The organism is Candidatus Ruthia endofausta (assembly GCF_013342985.1).
GTDB lineage: Bacteria > Pseudomonadota > Gammaproteobacteria > PS1 > Pseudothioglobaceae > Ruthia > Ruthia endofausta.
The window spans coordinates 594,045-612,198 of the sequence record NZ_CP054490.1 but is presented as its reverse complement, the minus strand read 5'-3'; the positions used below and the strand labels follow the sequence as shown (position 1 = coordinate 612,198).

Below are 18,154 nucleotides of genomic sequence, written 5' to 3'. Positions count from 1 at the left end.
TAACAAAATCTATATATTTAGCAACGATTCTCTTAAATTATTTGTGCGTCTCCATGTTGCAGATGCTTTTTTTCGTGCTGGCTAGATTAAACTTAATGCTTGGGATTTAACCTTATATCTATTTGAATCAGATACAACGCACCCTTTATTCTTTGGGAGTCAGTAGTCTATTTAGGTACAGCAGCAGAGCCTGTTTTACCTATATTTTTACTGCTTGAATTGGCAACACGTTTAACAGCACTCATGTTGTTTTTATTTAATATTATTGCAGTGGCTGTCCTATCCTGTTTTGTGGGAAGGTGGATTTTATGATCATAAGCTTTAGGGTACTATGTTGCTATTAACGCTTGTTTATGGGCAGGAAAAGTTGTCATTGGACCATTTAATTTGTAAGAAATATTGTTAATAAAAAGGAGCTATCAATGAAAATGAAAATGCCCTTTAACCGTGCAGAGAGATTGGGCGCATAGAGCAGGAAATAACAACAATGCTACAGTTGCATTTGACTCAACTAAAAATCTCAATCCTATTTGGTACGGTACTTTTTGCTAATTGTCCTTTTCCTACTTTAGATGAAGATGGCTATAGAGACACAGACACGCTCTATTACTATTGGAAGGAATTTTTGTAAACAACCTTATCGGGCAAAATCAGTTTTTAATATATCAGGTATGAGTTTTGATGCCATTTCAAGGCCTGTGGTATTGGCATTGTCAAATGGTGCAAGAATGGCAAATTGTTGGCACAGCACAGACGAAGGTGGTACAGATATTGTTTTTCAAATTGGCACGGCTAAATATGGCGTGCGTGATGAAATGGGCAAATTAAGCGATGAAAAATTGCTTAAGATTGGGCTGCGTATAACCAAGTGAAAATGTTTGAAATTAAGATGAGTCAAGGTACCAAAGCAGGTAAGAGCGGTATTTTACCAAAGGAAAAAGTAACCAAGAAAATTGCTGAAATTCGTGGCAGCAACTTATGGGCGCTTAACCGGCAAAGCTGGTGTGTGTTTCAACGTTAGGTTCAGATGCAAGTAACTTAAGTTACTGCTATTGCTTATGCTCAATTAGTGTGATACTAATTGGTAACCATTACAGGACAAAAATCCATTAAAGCGGGATTGCAAGGCAAATTCCAGCATTAATCATACTATGCATGATATGTTTGAGCATAAAATGATTGTTATTAAACATTAATCCTCAAATTGATGCTTGTACAGTTGAGCATATTCACCTTGATGGTCTAATAGTTCTTGATGAGTGCCTTGTTCAATGATACTACTATGGCGCAGTACAATAATGCGGTCGGCCTTTTGAATGGTGCTTAGTCGATGGGCAATAATAATAGTGGTTCTGTCTTTTTGCATTTCATGGATTGCATTTTGCACTTGTTTTTCGGTAGTGCTGTCTAATGCTGAGGTGGCTTCGTCTAAAATTAAAATAGGGCTGTCTTTAGCAATTGCTCTTGCAATAGCAAGTCGTTGGCGTTGGCCGCCTGAAAGTGATACGCCATTTTCTCCAATTTGTGTATCGAACCCATGTTCTAGTTGTTGAATAAATTCATCAGCATTGGCAGCAATTGCTGAGTGTTTGATTTGTTTATCTGGCATGGTGCCTAGTTGTCCCAAAGCAATATTACCTCTAATAGAGTCATTAAATAGTTGCACATTTTGATCAACAAAGGCAACATTTGAGCGCAATGAATCAATTTCAAACTGGTTAATATCGACACCATCAATAGTGATAGAGCCTTGTTTTGGCGAATAAAAGCGCATCAATAATTGAATAATAGTGGTTTTGCCACTGCCTGTTGCACCAACAAATGCAATTGTTTCACCTGGTTTGATGTCTAGATTGATACGTTTAAGCACGGTCGTATTATTGTTATAAGCAAATGATACGTCGTTAAATTGAATGGCACCTTTAGGTTCTTTTAGTTTCTTAGTGCCAGCATTAGATTCTTCTTTTTCGTTAATAAGCCCAAACACACTTTCACCTGCTGCCATTGCATTTTGTAAAGGTTTGTTAATATTGACCAAACTTTTGGCAGGTTTAAGTAGCATACCCATGGCAGTGAAAAAAGACAAAAACTCACCTGCACTCATTTGTAGTGAAGTAGAGGAAAGATACACCACGCTACTTAAAGATAACCCAATTAAAACATTAATAAAAGCGGTATTAGAACTACTGGTCATATCAACTTTAAAACGTTGTTGACGGATATTTTTAATCAAACTGTTAAATTTTTCACTTATTTGGGATTGGGCGTGATAAATCTTAACCAAGGTGTTACCAGAAATATTTTCATTAAGTAAATGCGTCATATCACCCATTGATTTTTGTACATTAACACTCGAACGACGCATGCGATTAGAGGAGAGTTTAACGGCTAAATACACCAGCGGTAAAAGCACTAAAAGAGTTAAACTCAATTGCCAGTTTTTATAAAATAAATAGCCAATTAGGATAATAACAGTCATTGATGATTTAATAAAATCCAGCCAAATAGTTGAGGCACTGGCTGCAATTTGCTCAACATCAAAAGTGAGTTTAGATAACGTTTTCCCCGTAGGATGTTGATCAAAATACGACTTAGATAATTTCAATAATTTAGCAAACATGGTGATACGTAAATCCATAATCATTTTGTTTGACACCCAAGAACTAACCGCAGTAGAAGTAAGTGTAAATAGTGAACTAAGAACAACAATACCAAACAGAGCAAAAGCATAAATAAACGCAGTTTTTGATTCACGTTCAGTTGCAAACAACTCATCAACAATTCTGCCTGTGATTTCTGGCACCAAACTCTCAAGCACTGTTGCCAACATCATCATGACTGAAGTAAAGATAAGTTTTCCAACGTGTGGCTTTAAATAAATAAATAAATGAGAGATGAATTGTTTGTATTGCATTTGTGAATAATTAATCTTAACAGCCCCATATTCTACACAGTTTTGGGTATCATGACCCTTTCAACTTTGCTACTTTTCTTGTGCCAACAAAATACATTTTTATTACTGGTGGTGTAGTTTCCTCCTTAGGAAAGGGCATTGCAAGTGCGTCATTAGCTTCAATTTTAGAATCACGTGGTTTGAATATTACCATGCTCAAACTTGATCCTTATATTAACGTCGACCCTGGTACCATGAGCCCATTTCAGCATGGTGAGGTTTTTGTAACCAACGATGGCGCTGAAACAGATCTTGATTTGGGTCATTATGAGCGTTTTATTCGCGCTCAATTAGGCAAGAAAAATAATTTTACTGCAGGTCGTGTGTATGAAAATGTCATTGAGCGAGAACGTCGCGGTGAGTATTTGGGCGATACTGTTCAGGTCATTCCACATATTACCAATGAGATTAAGCGTTTGACTCGGGCAGGTGCACAAGGGGCTGATGTTGCTTTGGTTGAAATTGGTGGTACCGCAGGTGATATTGAGTCGCTACCATTTATGGAAGCAATTAGGCAAATGGGTTTTGAGTTGGGTCGTGATAATGTGTTATTTATTCATTTAACCTTGTTGCCTTATATTAAAGTCGCAGGTGAGTTAAAAACCAAGCCAACCCAACATTCTGTTAAAGAACTTAGAGGCATTGGAATTCAGCCCGATATTTTAATTTGTCGATCTGAGCATCCATTGCCAGACGCCGAATGTGCCAAGATTGCACTATTTACCAATGTGCCTCAAGATTCTGTGTTTACCTCACTAGATGTCGATACGATTTATAAAGTACCAAGAGCTTTGCATGAGCAAGGTTTGGATGATGTGGTGGTGAAAAAGTTATCATTAGACTGCAAGCCAACCGATTTGAGCGATTGGGACAATGTGATTGAGAAATTACAACACCCTAAATCTAGTGTTGATATTGCCATGGTGGGAAAATATATGGATTTGACGGAATCTTACAAGTCTTTGTCTGAAGCTTTAATTCACGCCAGTACACACACACAAACAAAAGTTAACATCCATTATTTTGATTCTGAAGAGATTGAAAAAAATGACACTGATTGTTTATCTGAGATGAATGCGATTTTAGTGCCAGGTGGTTTTGGTAATCGTGGTGTTGAAGGCAAAATTGCCACAGTTAAATTTGCCCGTGAAAACAATGTGCCTTATTTAGGTATTTGTCTTGGTATGCAGGTTGCTGTGATTGAATATGCGCGCAATATGGCGAATATGACTGACGCTAATAGTACAGAATTTAATGGAAGTACGCCTTATCCTGTTATTGATTTAATAACAAAGTGGCAAGATGTTGATGGATACAAACAAATTCGAAATAAAGACTCAGATTTTGGTGGCACAATGCGCCTTGGAGGGCAAGAATGCGCTTTGGTTGAGGGTACTAATTCACAAGAGATTTACACTAAGTCAGTTATTACTGAGCGCCACCGCCACCGTTATGAGGTTAATAATTCATTAATTAAACAGTTGGAAACAGCAGGTTTGATCGTCTCTGGGCGTTCTATCGATGGTACTTTGGTCGAAATGGTCGAAATTAAAAATCATCCTTGGTTTGTGGCTTGTCAGTTCCATCCAGAATTCACTTCAAATCCGCGTGATGGGCATCCACTATTTGAAAGTTTTATTAAAGCTGCTAATAAAGCGCATGACCTTATTTTGTCCTAATCTGTTTATAAAAATATTGATCTGACTGTTTCTTTTATTTTTCTCGTGTTCAACGTGTGTTTAATCAGCTTTTAAAAGTCACACACAGAACAGATTTACCTTGGGAAGTACATCTATATTAACAAGCAACAGTGAAATGCTTTTACCATTGGTGGTGGTAAAGTTTTTGTTTACACAGGGTTATTTAAAGGCAAATTGGTAGTGCGCTCTGATGATGAAGTTGGCAGCTATTTTGGCACATATAAATGCCAAACATACCAGTGAAAAACAAGGTAAATTAATGTTATCAAAATTACTTGATAAAAAGCTTAATACGTTACACAAAGCTAACTGAACAGTACTATCACAGCGGCAAGATAAATAAGGATTATAAAACGCTATTGGCGAATAATGCTGTGTTTTTTCATCAAGATGCATCGACTCTTAAAGCGGGTGAGGGTGGTGAGTTTTTATCCTTATTTGAAATTTTGGGTAAACGCTTATGTTGAGGTAGAAAAAAGCCAAGCAAGAGCAACGTAAGCGTGGTCTTTAGTGCAATACTCATATCAAGAATATCTTAAGGGTATCTCTAAAAATCTAAAACACTCATCAAAAACCGACCTTTCACTTTATAATGAATTTTTAAAAAAACCAGCTAGAACCCTTTATATGACTAATTTTTTAAAATCTATTCTAAAGTAAGAATCTATCTTCTTGACAAGAATTTTGGGTTATTAGAGGTACCTTTAACGCTTTTTAACAAATTTCATTAAACGACGTTTTTTAGCAATTTGTCTAGCACTCAATATATTTTTTCTATCTTTAAAAGGATTGTCGCCACTTTTATATTCAATTTTGATAGGCGTATTAGTTAACTTTAAAGCATTAATAAAAAAGTTCTTTAAATAACGCTCATAGGCATTTGGCACGTTTTGTAGATGATTACCATGAAAAGTAAACGTTGGCGGAAACACACCAGTTTGGTTGACGTATTTGATTTTTAGCCTTCTGCCTTTAACAGGTGGTGGCTGATGACCTTGATTGGCCTTTTCTAAAATTTTATTCAATACTGAGGTTGGATATTGCCCACCAGCATTTTGATAAGACTGGTTAATGGGTGCAAATAATTTACCGACACCAGAGCCGTGTAGGGCAGAAATATAATGAACACTGGCATAATTTACAAAAGAAAGTTTAACTTCTAGTTTTCGTTTAACTTCTAGTTTTTGGTAATCATCCAAACCATCCCATTTGTTAATGACAATGAGTAGCGCTCTACCTTTATCTGAAATCATGCCTAATAGGGTTGCATCTTGTTCAGTCACCCCAGTTTGTGCATCTAATACAAGAATAACAACATGAGCCTTTTCTAAGGCGTCAATAGCCTTAATAATAGAGAATATTTCAACTTTTTCATGAGTTGAGCGTTTACGACGAATGCCTGCCGTGTCAATGAGTGTATATTTTTGCCCTTCGCGTTCAAAAGGGATATAAATACTATCACGTGTGGTACCTGGTAAATCAATTACCAGTACGCGCTCTTGCCCTAAAATACGGTTAATTAATGTTGATTTACCCACATTAGGTCTGCCAAGTACGGCCACAGCAATACCTTCTATTTCCCCTAGTTCCTCAATGGTGGCCTGATGAGGTAGTAGGGGCAAGGTAGCGTCAATTAAATCAGCAATGCCTTGGCCATGTTCGGCTGAAATCAGTATAGGCTCACCCACTCCAAGCTCAAAGAATTCAGCAGCTAAGGTTGGGTTTAAGCTCTCAGCTTTATTGCAAACTAAGATGATTTTTTTTTTAAGCTTTCTAAGGCGTGCTGCGATTTCTAAATCAAGACCAATCACACCATCTCGACTACTGACCATAAAATAAATAACATCTGACTCTTCTAACGCGTTCAGTACTTGATCTTGGATTCCACTGTCAACTAGATTGTCTTTATTGGTAAGTCCGCCTGTGTCAATAATTGTGGCAAAAGTTTGCGTGTCATCATCTAAAAGTACTTCTACGTATTGACGATCGCGAGTTAACCCTTCAAAATCAGACACCAATGCTTGGCATGAACGGCTTAGGCGATTAAACAGCGTGGATTTGCCAACATTAGGCCGTCCAACAAGGCAAATAATAGGCAAACCCATGGCTGATTAGTTAAGGTCGTTTAACTTAATTTTAATCAAATTTTGCAATCCAGAATCTTTAGAAATTTGATTAAATGCTAATTTATAATATTTTTTAGCATTGTCAATTTGATTATCAGCTAAATAAATATCCCCTTTAAGTTGATTATACAAGCCGTTAAATGCACTATTAGGCGCAGTATTTAGCGCATCAAGTGCTTGTTTATAACTGCCCATTTCTAAATGTAGGCTGGCTATTCTCATATTGACAACTTTAGCAATAGAGACATTGCTTGCATCACTCAACGGAGTAAGATATTCAAGCGCTTGTGTATAATCTTTATTAGCCACTGCATTTTTAGCTAAGATCAAGGTTGCTTGATCAAGATAACCGCTATCTGCATGGTTGTTTTTTAGCTGTTCATAAGCTTGTGTGTCGCTAGGATTTGAGGTAAGTGCTAAGTAAATATTTCGTGCTTCAATCAGTTGTGAGTGTTGATAATTTTTATAAGCATCAAACCCCCAAATGCTACCCAAACCCAAGCTAACACTAACAACAATTTGTAGCGTATTTTCTTTAATCCAGCGTTTAACTTGTTCGACCTGTTCTTCTTCAGTCTTATCTACTTCAATAAAATTTTTCATTTGCTTTCCTTAAAATATTTAATCGCCTCTTCTAAATCCATGGTTTGTTGCGCCCCTTGACCTTTTAGAGGCTTGATACTAACTTGATTGTTGTTTAACTCTTCTTCGCCCAAGATTAACGCAAAATGTGCTTTGGCTTTATCTGCCCTTTTAAACTGATTTTTAGAATTACCTAAAGTGATGTCATTATAAAGGATTGCATTAGGTAATGTATCATGCAAAGTACTTGCTATTTGCATCGATTTAATCTGCGCTTTTTCACCCAATGCAACCAAATAAATAGACAAAGTAGACTCAACTGTCATTAGGTTCTGTGCCTCTAATAGCAACACCAAGCGCTCTAAACCAATTGCTAAACCAACTGCTGGTGTCGGTATACCGCCCATTTTCTCAACTAAGCCATCATATCTGCCACCAGCGCAAATTGTACCTTGTGCACCCAAATCAGTTGTTGTCCACTCAAACACAGTACGGTTGTAATAATCCAACCCACGAACCAAGGAAGTATTAACTACATAAGCAATATCCAAGGCGTCTAAATAAGTCTTAAATTGCTCAAAATGTTGTGCAGATTCTTTGTCTAAATAATCCATTAGCTTAGGTGCATTACTAATTAAAGACTGCATCGCTTTATTCTTACTATCCAAGATGCGCAAGGGATTGGTGTTTAATCGTCTTAAGCTGCCTTCATCAAGCCGGTCTTTGCGCTGATTAAAATACGCAACCAATACTTTTTTATAAGCAGCTCTAGCTTCACTAGAGCCTAAAGTATTAATCTCTAATACAATATTTTTCAAACCCAAAGCTTGCCACAAAGCACGCATCACCATTATAAGTTCAGCATCCGCCTTGACATTAGTTGCACCAAATACCTCAAGCCCCACTTGGTGGAACTGGCGATAACGCCCCTTTTGCGGACGCTCGTGTCGAAACATCGCCCCTTGATAAAAAACTTTTTGAATCCCCTCTCTGGGCAAATTATGCTCAATCATCATACGCACACAACCCGCTGTACCTTCAGGCCTTAAACTTAATGATTCACCACCTGACTCTCTCCACGAATACATTTCTTTTTCAACAATGTCCGTAGCCCCGCCAATCGCACGAGAAAAGGTATCCGTCTTTTCAACGATTGGCGTACGAATATTTTGATAACTATAACTAATAAACAAATCAAAAATTGTCTTTTCTAACGACAGCCAAAACGCAGAGTCTTTAGGTAATAAGTCGTTCATGCCACGAATGGCTTGGATTTTTTTACTCATTTATTGGTAAGTGTTAGAAGTCTTAAGTATTTTACCAATTTCTATCTTACGGATTAGAAAAATAAAATACGCTATTTATCTTTTTCATTTTATTGCATTAGGCCAATATTAATTTGGATTGATTTAAAGCTTTAGCATAGATTTGATGCAGTTGTCCTGTCTGTTTTGCTAGGCTTTGAAGTTAAATTATATGTCAATGATGTTATCTAGCACTTATGAGCAATACAGTTACCATGCCTTTCGTTATGTTGAAAACAATCCAAGTGCCGTGCAAACATGGTAGAAAAAGCATTGACATGTTAAGGGGTAATATTTATAAAGGGCTATCGTGTGGTAGTGATTATTTTATTGCTAATCTTGGTTAAGATGATTGGCAGAGATTTAGGGTTTAAGAGTGTTGGCAGACACCTAGAAAAGGTGTAGCACTTAAATTCAACTTGCAAGTTGAATTTAAGCTTATTGATTGTTAATACCATTAGGGACATGCCCTGTAGGTACGTATTGGGAGGCTGATTGACAGTGTTGGCGCTGATCATCGAAAAAGATATCAGCACCGAATTCTTTTAAAAATATGCCTTTGTCTAGCCCGCCTAGAAAGAAAGATTCGTCAATACGAATACCCCATTTACGCATGGTGTGAATAACACGCTTGTGTGATGGTGCTGAGCGTGCGGTTACTAGGGCGGTTCTAATTGGATTGTTTGCTGCTGGAAAGGCAGATTGTATTTTTTGTAATGACATTAGAAAGTATTTGAATGGGCCAGCTTTGAGTGCAATATTAGCTAAGTTTTTTTCGTTTTCTGAAAAGGCTTCTAAGCCTTTTTCTTGAAAAATTCGCTCTGATTCGTCTGAAAAAATAACGGCATCGCCATCAAAAGCGATACGCAACTGAGTTTCGTGTGGTTCTTGTGAGTCAGAACCGAGGATTGATGCTGCTGCAAAACCTGATTCCAAGGCTTTTTGTACATCTTGATAATTACTTGATAAGAATAAATCTGCCTCAAATGTACCGACAAGATTGTGCGTGCTTTCTCCACAGGTAAAGGCTGCTTTTGAAATGTTTAAGCCGTAATGTTCAATGGAATTAAAAATACGTAGGCCCGTGTCAGCGCTATTGCGTGAAAGCAGGATGACATCAATGGGATCTCTTGTGCTGTTGAGGGCTAGTAATTTTTTGACCAGTGAAAAACCAACCCCAGATTGTAAAACAACCTTCTCATTTTCTTCTTGATGTTCGGCGTAAGCCTCAACCCCTTGTTCTTTAAATATTTTATGCGATTCATCAAGATTAAATAAGGCTCTTGATGAGATGGCAATAATCAATTTTTTTTTTATAGTGTTTGCCATGCTTTTTCTTGGTACTTATTTAAGCAATAATCCAACCATTTATCGATAGATGTATTTAACTCCCATTGTATATTCATATCAGAGCATTGTGCTAAATATGGGCGGGTGCGATTAAGGCTGGTTTGATTGCACACAGAGATGACTTCTAATAATTGTGCATTAGTGTGAAAACATCTGTGTGGGTAAACCTCTCTTCTACAATAAAATGTAAGTCGTTTTCACTATTGTGCTTAATGACATAATCATCAGAGGTTTGCTTTAATAGTGGCATAAGTTTTAAAATTTTTTGATAGTTCAATTCAAACAACTGCGAAACTTGGGTGTAAGTTTTTGGCTCTTTCTGATTGTATAAAGATTTTAAAAAATGTTGTTCTATATCCATTGTGTGTCAATTGTTACTTGACCACTATCATGCAGCGTGTAATGGTTAAAGCCAATCCTAGTTTCATTGTTAAATTGCAAGGCAGTTGATGGGCATGAAATAATTTTTACCCCCAATCTACTAAATTCAGCTGCTTGATGCGTATGACCAAATAGTATAGCTTGTATTTTAGGGTATTTATCAAGCACGTTAAACAATGCTTTTGGGTTTTCTAAAGATAATGAATCGTCCCAAGTGCTGTTCATTGGTACGATAGGGTGGTGTAAGACAATGAGTATATATTTAGCAGTTGATTGTGTTAAATTAAAGTCTAGTTTTATAAGTTCATCTTTTGTTAAAAATCCACTAGTCTTTGATATTTGCACGGAATTTGTAGCGATAATTTCCCATTTTCCCAGTGTGAATTGGCTGGATAAATTTTTAGAAAAAATAGCATTTAAATTGTTATCAATATCATGATTGCCAGATATGACTAATAGCCTTGTTTGGACAGGAGAAAGTATTTGTTGTAAAGTTTTGTAAGAAGTGATTGTGCCATTGTGGGTAAGATCCCCACTAATTAATAAGGCATCAATGTTGATGTTGATGATTTTATTGATGATTTTTTTTAAATTGACATGGGTATTAACACCCATAGTGTTTTCAAGATCATCAATATGGCAATCACTAATTTGAACAAAGCTATGGCTCATATAGCATTGATAAAGGTAACTCGGGAACTAACACCTGCTAGTAGTTCATAAGCAATAGTAGCACTGCATTTTGCAATGGTTTCGATGCGTAATTGCTGATTACCCCAAAGAATCGCGTTATCTCCAACACTGGCATTAATGTTGCTTATATCAACACAAATTAAATCCATCGACACGCGACCAATAAGTGGGCATAAGGTGTTATTAATTAGCACAGGTGTACCATTTTTAGCATGGCGCGGGTAGCCATCGCCATAGCCAATGCCGATAGTTGCTACGGTTGTTGGTTTGTTGGCTGTCCAAGTAGCACTATAGCCAACTGAATCACCAGTTTTGATGATTTTAATTGATATAATTGGCGCTGATAATTGCATAACTGGTTTAAGATTGTGATTAATAATATCAAAAGGAGAAACACCATACAACATAATGCCAGGGCGAACATAATCAAAGTGTGAGGCTGAATTTGACAAAATTGCAGCAGAATTTGCTATTGAGCGTTTGACGGTGGCGTGTGTTGATTTTTTAAACTCAAAGAGCTGGGATTGATTCATTGGGTGGTTAATTTCATCAGCACAAGCGAAATGGCTCATGACACATTGGATATTAATCAGTGGATTATTTTCTAGTAACTTTATACAGTATTTGTATTCATTGGTAGACAAGCCCAATCGATTCATACCTGTGTTAATTTTTATCCAAATATCTATACTCTGTTTGGTATTATTAATAATGGATAGTTGAGTTTTATGGTGTATAACAATTTGGCAATTTAGTTTAATGGCTTGTTGTAGTTCTTGGTCTTTAATGACGCCTGATAGAAGTAAAATTGGCTGATTTGTTGTTTTGCGTAATTTTTCTACTTCCAAGATTTCGCTAACACCTAACAAATCAGAATGATTAATAATTGGGTCAATTAAATCAATATGATGGCCATAAGCATTGGCTTTCACCATGGAAACTATCCTAGCATTAGGCGCATTTTTTTTTACAACTGAAAGATTGTGTTTTAATGCTGATTGAGAAATTGAGGCAATGGCGTGCATGGGTAATATTTTTTATTAAAAAGGCTCTTGCTTAAAATTAGCTATATTATGTGCATAAACTGTGTCTATTTGCTCATCAACTATACCGTGAAATTGGTCCTCGTTGGCTAAATCTTCAAATCGTGCATATTCGCCAATAAAAGCTAAGTTGATTGTACCAGTGGCACCGTTCCTATGCTTGACAATTTTTAAATCTGCTTTACCGACCTCTTCTGGATTGGAATAGGTGTCATCATGATATTGTTGGTCGCGATAGATAAAACCAATAATATCAGCATCTTGTTCAATTGAACCTGATTCACGTAAATCAGACATTTGTGGCATACGACCTTTACCAGCCTTAGGGCGTGATTCAACAGCACGGTTAAGTTGTGACAAAGCAAGTACGGGTACGTTAATTTCTTTGGCTAAGGCTTTAAGAGAGCGGGAAATTTCAGAAATTTCTTGTACCCTATTTTCACTCTTTCCATGTACGGTCATCAGTTGCAAGTAATCTACCATAATTAGTGCCAAGTCAGGATATTGGCGTTTTAATCGCCGACATTTTGCGCGAATTTCTGTTGGTGTAATGGAAGGGGTTTCATCAATAAGAACCGTGGATTTTCCCAAGGCTAATACGGTATGATTAAAGCTGTTCCAGTCAGTTTCAGTCATGATGTTGCGTAGTTTTGAGCCTTCAATATGGCCAAATGATGAAATTATACGCATTACTAACTGTTCGGTTGACATCTCTAAAGTAAATATTACAACTGGTTTAGGCTTTTTAGCAGTAATAGCAACGTGCTCAATAATGTTCATTGAAAGAGCAGTTTTACCCATAGAGGGGCGTCCAGCAATGATAATTAAATCACTATTTTGCAAGCCAGAAGTTAATTTATCTAATTCGCTAAAGCCAGTTTCTAAACCACTTATGCCGCTAGATTCTTGCATTTCGTGTACGTGATTGACAACATCTTTAATAATGTCTTTTACATTGCTAATGTCTTGTCTTCCACGAGTCACTTGTTCGGCAATTTCAAATATTTTTTTCTCAGAAAGGTTAATAAGCTCTTGAACTTCAATTTCTTTTGGATGATAGGCAGTGTCAGCAATTTCGTGACTAATAACAATCAGTTGGCGATAAACAGATAATTCACGTACGTGTTTAGCATAAGCTTCAATGTTAGAAATGCTAGGAGTGTTTTCAGCAATTTGAGCTAAATAGATAAAGCCACCAATGGTTTTTTCAGAGCCTGTTTTTTTAACTTGCTCTTTAACTGTGAGAATGTCAGCAGGTTGGTTGTGTTGCAATAGGATGGTAATGGCATTAAAAATCATTCTATGCGAGGCATTGTAAAAATCTGCCTCGGTTAAAATATCTGCAATACGATCCCATGCCTCATTGTGTAGCAATAAGCCACCTAAAACAGATTGTTCTGATTCGATTGAATTGGGTGGTATTTTGGTGTTTTTGATATCCATTGGCTTTTAAAAACACTTTTTTAGAGAATTAAAAACCCTCGTGTAAGGAGTTTTTTTAATTTTAATGCACAATGGGGAACAATGAGTTGGTTTTTATGCTTCTTAAGAGGCACTAATAACAACTTTAATATTCACCGTAATATCTGTATGCAAATCAACACTGATTTCATATTCACCTGTATGGCGAATTGCCTCAGACATGTTGATATTGCGTCTTTTAACTTCAAAACCGCTTGCTGCCAGGCTTATTTGAATATTAGTGGTATTGATAGAGCCAAACAATTTGCCCTCTTCATCTGCATGGGCTTGAATGGTACAAACAGTACCTATCATCTTAGCCTCAACTACTTGTGCATTTTTAAGTGTTTCGGCTGCTCTAGCTTGAAGTTCGGATTTAATTAATTCAAATTCAGCCAAGTTTGTTTTAGTTGCAGGCGTAACTTTATTTTTAGGAATTAAAAAGTTACGAGCATAGCCTGCTTTAACATTGGATAAATCACCTAAGTTGCCTAATTTTTGGATTTTTTCTAATAAAATTACTTGCATGATAGACTCCTATTTCTTGTGTTTGTCAGTGTAAGGAATAAGGGCTAAAAATCTAGCTCTTTTAATGGCGGTTGTTAGTTGACGTTGAAATTTAGCACTGGTGCCTGTCATTCTTGATGGTGTGATTTTTCCACTTTCATTAATATTTTTAAGTAGTGTATTAACATCTTTATAATCAATCCTTGTAACGCCTGCTGCCGTAAAACGGCAAAAAGTGTTGATTTTAATTTGAGGTCTGCGTTTTCTTTTTACTTGCTTGGCCATTATGACCTCCCTTTTTCTTTGTCTTTACTAATCATCATGATTGAAGGTGTGGTGATTGCTTCATCTTCAGAAATTATTAAATTTCGAAGAATAGCATCGTTAAAACGGAAATTATAATTAAGTTTATCAAGCACCTCTTGGTCACATTCAATGTTCATCATTAAGTAATGTGCTTTATAAATTTTTTTGATTGGATAAGCTAAATGTTTACGCCCCCAGTCTTCTTTTCTGTGAATTTTACCGCCACCAGTGATGATGATTTCTTTGTAGTTGTCCATCATTATGCCTACCTGGGCTGACTGGTCAGGGTGGACAATCAATGTAATCTCATAATGTCTCATGAGTTGTACCTCCTTATGGCTATTATAGTAGCTTGGAACGCCGCGCTCTCAAGCAAGGAAAGGGATATTTTATACTAGTTATTTGTTTTTAACAATTGTTTAGCGTTTATATACTTGTATGAAAAAATCTTTTACGGATGGATTTTGTTAAAATTCAGTTAAATTTTTATTACCTTGTTTTTTTATTTTGTTTAAACAGCTAGCCATTGTTAAATTTTTCATCACTTTAATTTTGCTAAGTGCGGTGATTTTTGCTGTGTATTTAAACCATTTAAGTCAGTTATTTGATGATGCATTTTCTTACAAGGTAAGCGTAGATACTTTAAGTTTTGGGCGAAAAGCTAAAAAGCATTAGATGGTATGGTATTATTGTATGAAGCATTTATTTGATAAAAAATCCATACTTACATTGTTACATGAATACTGTATATTTAGGTTAAAAAGGCAATGCGAGTATTAATGATTTTACCAATGTTACTCGGTTTTATTTTAATAAAGAGCTGGCATTGTTATCATTAAAAGAAATAGCTACCCTTCTGGCTTTGATTAAAGGTCCTGATTATTACCATCCAGTTAGACATTTGTTAAGACTACTTAAACGCAAGCAATCGCAAGCAATTGATTTTATCTATCTACCATAAGTTTGAGAAAATTGTAAAATAACAAAATGATGAATTTATTAGCAATTGATACGTGTACTGATACGTGCTCAGTGAGTCTTCATACTCAAGGTGAAATATTTTCTCGTTTTGTTCAAGGTGTGGAGAAAAGTTCAGGTTTAATATTATCACTTTGTGATGAGATTTTTAAAGCCGGTCAATTATCACCATCTGCTTTGAGTGGTATTATTTACACCAAAGGCCCTGGTGCTTTTACAGGGGTTAGGATGTGCGTTAGTGTGGTTCAGGGCATATCATTGGCACATAACATTCCTACAATGGGTCTTTCAACACTTGAGTTGCTTGGATTTGGTGCGTTTAAAAAATACAATACCAACAAGGTTGCCATTGCGCTTGACGCGCGTATGAGCGAGGTATATTGGGGTATTTATCAAAACCAAGTCTTATCTAAGGAAAGTTTACAAAAGCCTAATGAGGTGGACACACTTGAAAAAGATTTTATTGGTGTGGGTAGTGGATGGGGTGCTTATGAAAATGAACTTATTCAACAAACGGGCATTGGTACTTATATTGCCGATTTTTATCCAAAGGCTGAAAACCTTATAGCGCTTTACTTAACCTATGTTAACAAAAACATCAATTTTAGCAATAAGTTAGCGTTGCCAACTTATTTGCGTAATAATGTTGCACATAAGTCGCTAAAATAATATGTTTTATAAGTTAAGATATTTGTATAAATATGGAAAATCAAGTTGATGAAAATTGTTATTTTTCTAATCATCCCTATTTATACAAAGGTTTCAAGTCTAAATAATTAACAGGATTGATTTATGTGGAAATGGATTCAAGCGTTTGCTTCGCCTAAAAACTTCTACCAAATTAGTCAAAAAATTATCCCTTGGTTTTTATTTCCTTTTATTGTTTTAACATTGGTGGGTTTATACTGGGGATTGATTGTTGCACCCATTGATTACCAGCAAGGTGAGAGTTATCGCATTATGTTTATTCATCTACCTGCTGCATGGATGAGTATGTTTATTTATTTGGTATTGGCGATTTCAGGTGGTATTGGCCTGATTTGGCAAATTAAATTAGCATATGTGGTTGCTAAGGTATCAGCACCCATTGGAGCGGCGTTTACCTTTTTAGCTTTGGTTACTGGTGCAGTTTGGGGCAAACCGATGTGGGGCACTTGGTGGGTGTGGGACGCACGTTTAACCTCAGAGTTAATTTTGCTGTTTTTATATTTGGCTTATATGTCACTTAACAATGCATTTGATAATCCTAAAACTGCATCTAAGGCCTCTTCAGTGTTGGCTATTGTGGGTTTGGTTAATTTGCCCATTATTCATTATTCGGTTAAGTGGTGGAATACCTTACACCAAGGTGCGTCACTCAGTGTCAATAAAGTGGCCATTCAAGATGCTGATATGTTGATTGCACTATTATTAATGGGTATGGCATTTAAGTTTTTATATGGCGCACTTATGTTAATGAGGGCTAGAGATGAGGTGTTGCTGACAGAGCAAAACTCTAGCTGGGTTAAAAAAATAATTATGGAACAATAGGCAGTGACCTTAGCAGAATATTTTTCTTTTCTTCCGTATGGAAAGTATGCTTTTTATATTTGGTTTTCTTATTTGACAACTTTAATTGTGATTGCAACTTTATTTATACGCACTCGTTCCATTCATAAAAATGCAATCAAACAGTTGCGCATTAAATATTTAAGAGAGAAATGATCATGACAAAACGACAAAATAGAATGACACTGGTTGCTTTACTGGTAATAGGTGTGAGCTTAGCAGGTTATTTAGGCTTAAAAGCCTTTAACGAAAATTTACTGTACTTTTTTTCTCCTACTGATGTCGCTGAAGGCAAGGCCCCAAAAGGTAAAAGTTTTCGTTTAGGCGGTATGGTTGCTAAGGGTAGTGTTAAGCGTGATGGTATTAAGGTTATGTTTGACGTCACTGATTATGCCAACACCTTTCGTATTAGTTATTCGGGAATTTTGCCTGATTTATTTAAAGAGGGTCAGGGTATTATTACGACTGGCTCTTTAGTTAACGGTGTTTTCATGGCAACTGAAGTGCTTGCCAAACATGATGAAAACTATATGCCACCAGAAGTGGCGGATGCACTGGAAAAAACCAAAAACAAACAATGAAAAAATTTTTACCTTTGGTTTTATTTATTGTATTGGCTGGTTTTTTATATATAGGTCTTGGGCTTGACCCTAAAAAATTACCCTCGCCTTTAATTGGTAAAACATTTCCAAATTTAGAAGTTGAAGACTTTAATACTGGTGAAATTTACGCCATTCAAGATAAGTTACAGGGAAAAATATCTTTGGTTAATGTTTGGGCCTCTTGGTGCGTTACTTGTAGAGCAGAACATGAAATGTTGATGCAAATAGCCAAAACCGACTCATTACAAATATTAGGGATTAATTACAAAAACACCAAAAAGGATGGCAATATGTTCTTAACTAGACTTGGCAACCCGTATGATTTGATTGTGTTTGACCAATCAGGTAAGCTTGGACTTGAATTAGGTGTCTATGCAACACCTGAAACTTTTATCACCGATCAGCAAGGTATTATTCGTTTTAAGCGTATTGGTGAATTAACGCCAGGGATTTGGGAAAGGCAAATTTTGCCACTCATTAGCCAGCTAAAAAATAGTGCAAGATAAAATAAAATAGTGCAAGATAAAATTTGGTATATTTTTTTATTAAAGTCCATTGACAGTGCTGATATTTAATGGATAATTTAACCAAAGTTTAATTTAGAGCTTGATGTTTTTTAA

The 18,154-nt window shown here is 36.2% G+C and carries 20 protein-coding genes and 1 pseudogene; 9 read left to right on the top strand and 12 right to left on the bottom strand.

Annotation, left to right across the window (positions count from 1 at the left end):
• Positions 1-431: 431 nt before the first annotated feature.
• Positions 432-970 (top strand): annotated as a pseudogene (locus tag HUE58_RS03320) (glutamate synthase-related protein); the annotation flags it as partial.
• Between the two features lie 222 nt (positions 971-1,192).
• Here HUE58_RS03320 and msbA read toward each other — a convergent pair.
• On the bottom strand, positions 1,193-2,914 hold the full coding sequence (msbA, locus tag HUE58_RS03315) for a lipid A export permease/ATP-binding protein MsbA (RefSeq protein WP_174605622.1): 1,722 nt from the start codon (positions 2,912-2,914) through the stop codon (positions 1,193-1,195).
• An 80-nt stretch (positions 2,915-2,994) separates the two neighbouring features.
• Between msbA and HUE58_RS03310 the strand changes: the two genes are divergently transcribed.
• A complete protein-coding gene (locus HUE58_RS03310) occupies positions 2,995-4,632 on the top strand; it encodes a CTP synthase (protein ID WP_174605621.1) in 1,638 nt (545 codons plus the stop codon).
• A gap of 211 nt (positions 4,633-4,843) precedes the next feature.
• Entirely contained in the window at positions 4,844-4,966 is a 123-nt protein-coding gene (locus HUE58_RS07135) for a hypothetical protein (RefSeq protein WP_277997987.1), read from the top strand.
• A 391-nt stretch (positions 4,967-5,357) separates the two neighbouring features.
• On the opposite strand, the gene der is transcribed toward HUE58_RS07135, so the two are convergent.
• The 11 genes from der to rpsF form a co-directional block, all read right to left on the bottom strand.
• Positions 5,358-6,758: a ribosome biogenesis GTPase Der gene (gene der, locus HUE58_RS03305; RefSeq protein WP_174605620.1), complete on the bottom strand. Its 1,401-nt coding sequence runs from the start codon at positions 6,756-6,758 to the stop codon at positions 5,358-5,360.
• Positions 6,759-6,764: 6 nt separating this feature from the next.
• Positions 6,765-7,382: a YfgM family protein gene (locus tag HUE58_RS03300; protein ID WP_174605619.1), complete on the bottom strand. Its 618-nt coding sequence runs from the start codon at positions 7,380-7,382 to the stop codon at positions 6,765-6,767.
• Positions 7,379-8,647 (bottom strand): histidine--tRNA ligase, encoded by a 1,269-nt coding sequence (gene hisS, locus HUE58_RS03295; protein ID WP_174605618.1) that lies wholly within the window; start codon positions 8,645-8,647, stop codon positions 7,379-7,381. Before hisS ends, HUE58_RS03300 begins: the two co-directional genes overlap by 4 nt.
• 456 nt (positions 8,648-9,103) lie before the next feature.
• Positions 9,104-9,994 (bottom strand): 5'-nucleotidase, encoded by an 891-nt coding sequence (locus HUE58_RS03290; protein ID WP_174605617.1) that lies wholly within the window; start codon positions 9,992-9,994, stop codon positions 9,104-9,106.
• A 145-nt stretch (positions 9,995-10,139) separates the two neighbouring features.
• The gene (locus HUE58_RS03285; RefSeq protein ID WP_174605616.1) at positions 10,140-10,376 is read right to left on the bottom strand and encodes a hypothetical protein; all 237 of its coding nucleotides are present in this window, start codon (positions 10,374-10,376) and stop codon (positions 10,140-10,142) included.
• The gene (locus tag HUE58_RS03280) at positions 10,367-11,068 is read right to left on the bottom strand and encodes a metallophosphoesterase family protein (RefSeq protein ID WP_174605615.1); all 702 of its coding nucleotides are present in this window, start codon (positions 11,066-11,068) and stop codon (positions 10,367-10,369) included. The genes HUE58_RS03285 and HUE58_RS03280 overlap by 10 nt, the downstream gene beginning before the upstream one ends.
• Positions 11,065-12,114, bottom strand: coding sequence for an alanine racemase (gene alr, locus HUE58_RS03275; protein WP_174605614.1), 1,050 nt, complete (start codon positions 12,112-12,114; stop codon positions 11,065-11,067). Before alr ends, HUE58_RS03280 begins: the two co-directional genes overlap by 4 nt.
• A 15-nt stretch (positions 12,115-12,129) precedes the next feature.
• Positions 12,130-13,575, bottom strand: a complete 1,446-nt coding sequence (dnaB, locus tag HUE58_RS03270; protein WP_174605613.1) for a replicative DNA helicase — start codon at positions 13,573-13,575, stop codon at positions 12,130-12,132.
• A 102-nt stretch (positions 13,576-13,677) separates the two neighbouring features.
• Positions 13,678-14,121, bottom strand: coding sequence for a 50S ribosomal protein L9 (gene rplI / locus HUE58_RS03265; protein WP_174605612.1), 444 nt, complete (start codon positions 14,119-14,121; stop codon positions 13,678-13,680).
• A gap of 9 nt (positions 14,122-14,130) precedes the next feature.
• Entirely contained in the window at positions 14,131-14,385 is a 255-nt protein-coding gene (rpsR, locus tag HUE58_RS03260) for a 30S ribosomal protein S18 (RefSeq protein WP_174605611.1), read from the bottom strand.
• Positions 14,385-14,726, bottom strand: coding sequence for a 30S ribosomal protein S6 (rpsF, locus tag HUE58_RS03255; RefSeq protein WP_174605610.1), 342 nt, complete (start codon positions 14,724-14,726; stop codon positions 14,385-14,387). Before rpsF ends, rpsR begins: the two co-directional genes overlap by 1 nt.
• A gap of 506 nt (positions 14,727-15,232) precedes the next feature.
• On the opposite strand from rpsF, the gene HUE58_RS07335 reads away from it, so the two are divergent.
• The 6 genes from HUE58_RS07335 (at position 15,233) to HUE58_RS03225 (ending at position 18,040) form a co-directional block, all read left to right on the top strand.
• Positions 15,233-15,367: a hypothetical protein gene (locus tag HUE58_RS07335; protein WP_174605609.1), complete on the top strand. Its 135-nt coding sequence runs from the start codon at positions 15,233-15,235 to the stop codon at positions 15,365-15,367.
• A 26-nt stretch (positions 15,368-15,393) separates the two neighbouring features.
• Entirely contained in the window at positions 15,394-16,053 is a 660-nt protein-coding gene (gene tsaB, locus HUE58_RS03245; RefSeq protein WP_174605608.1) for a tRNA (adenosine(37)-N6)-threonylcarbamoyltransferase complex dimerization subunit type 1 TsaB, read from the top strand.
• 123 nt (positions 16,054-16,176) lie between these two features.
• Positions 16,177-16,914 carry a heme ABC transporter permease gene (locus tag HUE58_RS03240; protein ID WP_174605607.1) on the top strand — a complete coding sequence of 246 codons (738 nt, stop codon included), beginning with the start codon at positions 16,177-16,179 and terminating at the stop codon, positions 16,912-16,914.
• A 3-nt stretch (positions 16,915-16,917) separates the two neighbouring features.
• Complete coding sequence (ccmD, locus tag HUE58_RS07225) at positions 16,918-17,088, top strand: heme exporter protein CcmD (RefSeq protein WP_174605606.1); 171 nt, start codon at positions 16,918-16,920, stop codon at positions 17,086-17,088.
• Positions 17,088-17,513, top strand: coding sequence for a cytochrome c maturation protein CcmE (ccmE, locus tag HUE58_RS03230; RefSeq protein ID WP_174606230.1), 426 nt, complete (start codon positions 17,088-17,090; stop codon positions 17,511-17,513). Before ccmD ends, ccmE begins: the two co-directional genes overlap by 1 nt.
• Positions 17,510-18,040 (top strand): DsbE family thiol:disulfide interchange protein, encoded by a 531-nt coding sequence (locus HUE58_RS03225; protein WP_174605605.1) that lies wholly within the window; start codon positions 17,510-17,512, stop codon positions 18,038-18,040. Before ccmE ends, HUE58_RS03225 begins: the two co-directional genes overlap by 4 nt.
• The last annotated feature ends 114 nt before the right edge of the window (positions 18,041-18,154 follow it).

Excerpts from the sequence above, each read along its gene's own strand:
- msbA (WP_174605622.1), bottom strand. The coding sequence starts at position 2,914 with ATGCAATACAAACAATTCATCTCTCATTTATTTATTTATTTAAAGCCA.
- HUE58_RS07135 (WP_277997987.1), top strand. The coding sequence starts at position 4,844 with ATGATGAAGTTGGCAGCTATTTTGGCACATATAAATGCCAAACATACC.
- der (WP_174605620.1), bottom strand. The coding sequence starts at position 6,758 with ATGGGTTTGCCTATTATTTGCCTTGTTGGACGGCCTAATGTTGGCAAA.
- HUE58_RS03300 (WP_174605619.1), bottom strand. The coding sequence starts at position 7,382 with ATGAAAAATTTTATTGAAGTAGATAAGACTGAAGAAGAACAGGTCGAA.
- hisS (WP_174605618.1), bottom strand. The coding sequence starts at position 8,647 with ATGAGTAAAAAAATCCAAGCCATTCGTGGCATGAACGACTTATTACCT.
- HUE58_RS03290 (WP_174605617.1), bottom strand. The coding sequence starts at position 9,994 with ATGGCAAACACTATAAAAAAAAAATTGATTATTGCCATCTCATCAAGA.
- HUE58_RS03285 (WP_174605616.1), bottom strand. The coding sequence starts at position 10,376 with ATGGATATAGAACAACATTTTTTAAAATCTTTATACAATCAGAAAGAG.
- HUE58_RS03280 (WP_174605615.1), bottom strand. The coding sequence starts at position 11,068 with ATGAGCCATAGCTTTGTTCAAATTAGTGATTGCCATATTGATGATCTT.
- alr (WP_174605614.1), bottom strand. The coding sequence starts at position 12,114 with ATGCACGCCATTGCCTCAATTTCTCAATCAGCATTAAAACACAATCTT.
- dnaB (WP_174605613.1), bottom strand. The coding sequence starts at position 13,575 with ATGGATATCAAAAACACCAAAATACCACCCAATTCAATCGAATCAGAA.
- rplI (WP_174605612.1), bottom strand. The coding sequence starts at position 14,121 with ATGCAAGTAATTTTATTAGAAAAAATCCAAAAATTAGGCAACTTAGGT.
- rpsR (WP_174605611.1), bottom strand. The coding sequence starts at position 14,385 with ATGGCCAAGCAAGTAAAAAGAAAACGCAGACCTCAAATTAAAATCAAC.
- rpsF (WP_174605610.1), bottom strand. The coding sequence starts at position 14,726 with ATGAGACATTATGAGATTACATTGATTGTCCACCCTGACCAGTCAGCC.
- tsaB (WP_174605608.1), top strand. The coding sequence starts at position 15,394 with ATGATGAATTTATTAGCAATTGATACGTGTACTGATACGTGCTCAGTG.
- HUE58_RS03240 (WP_174605607.1), top strand. The coding sequence starts at position 16,177 with ATGTGGAAATGGATTCAAGCGTTTGCTTCGCCTAAAAACTTCTACCAA.
- HUE58_RS03225 (WP_174605605.1), top strand. The coding sequence starts at position 17,510 with ATGAAAAAATTTTTACCTTTGGTTTTATTTATTGTATTGGCTGGTTTT.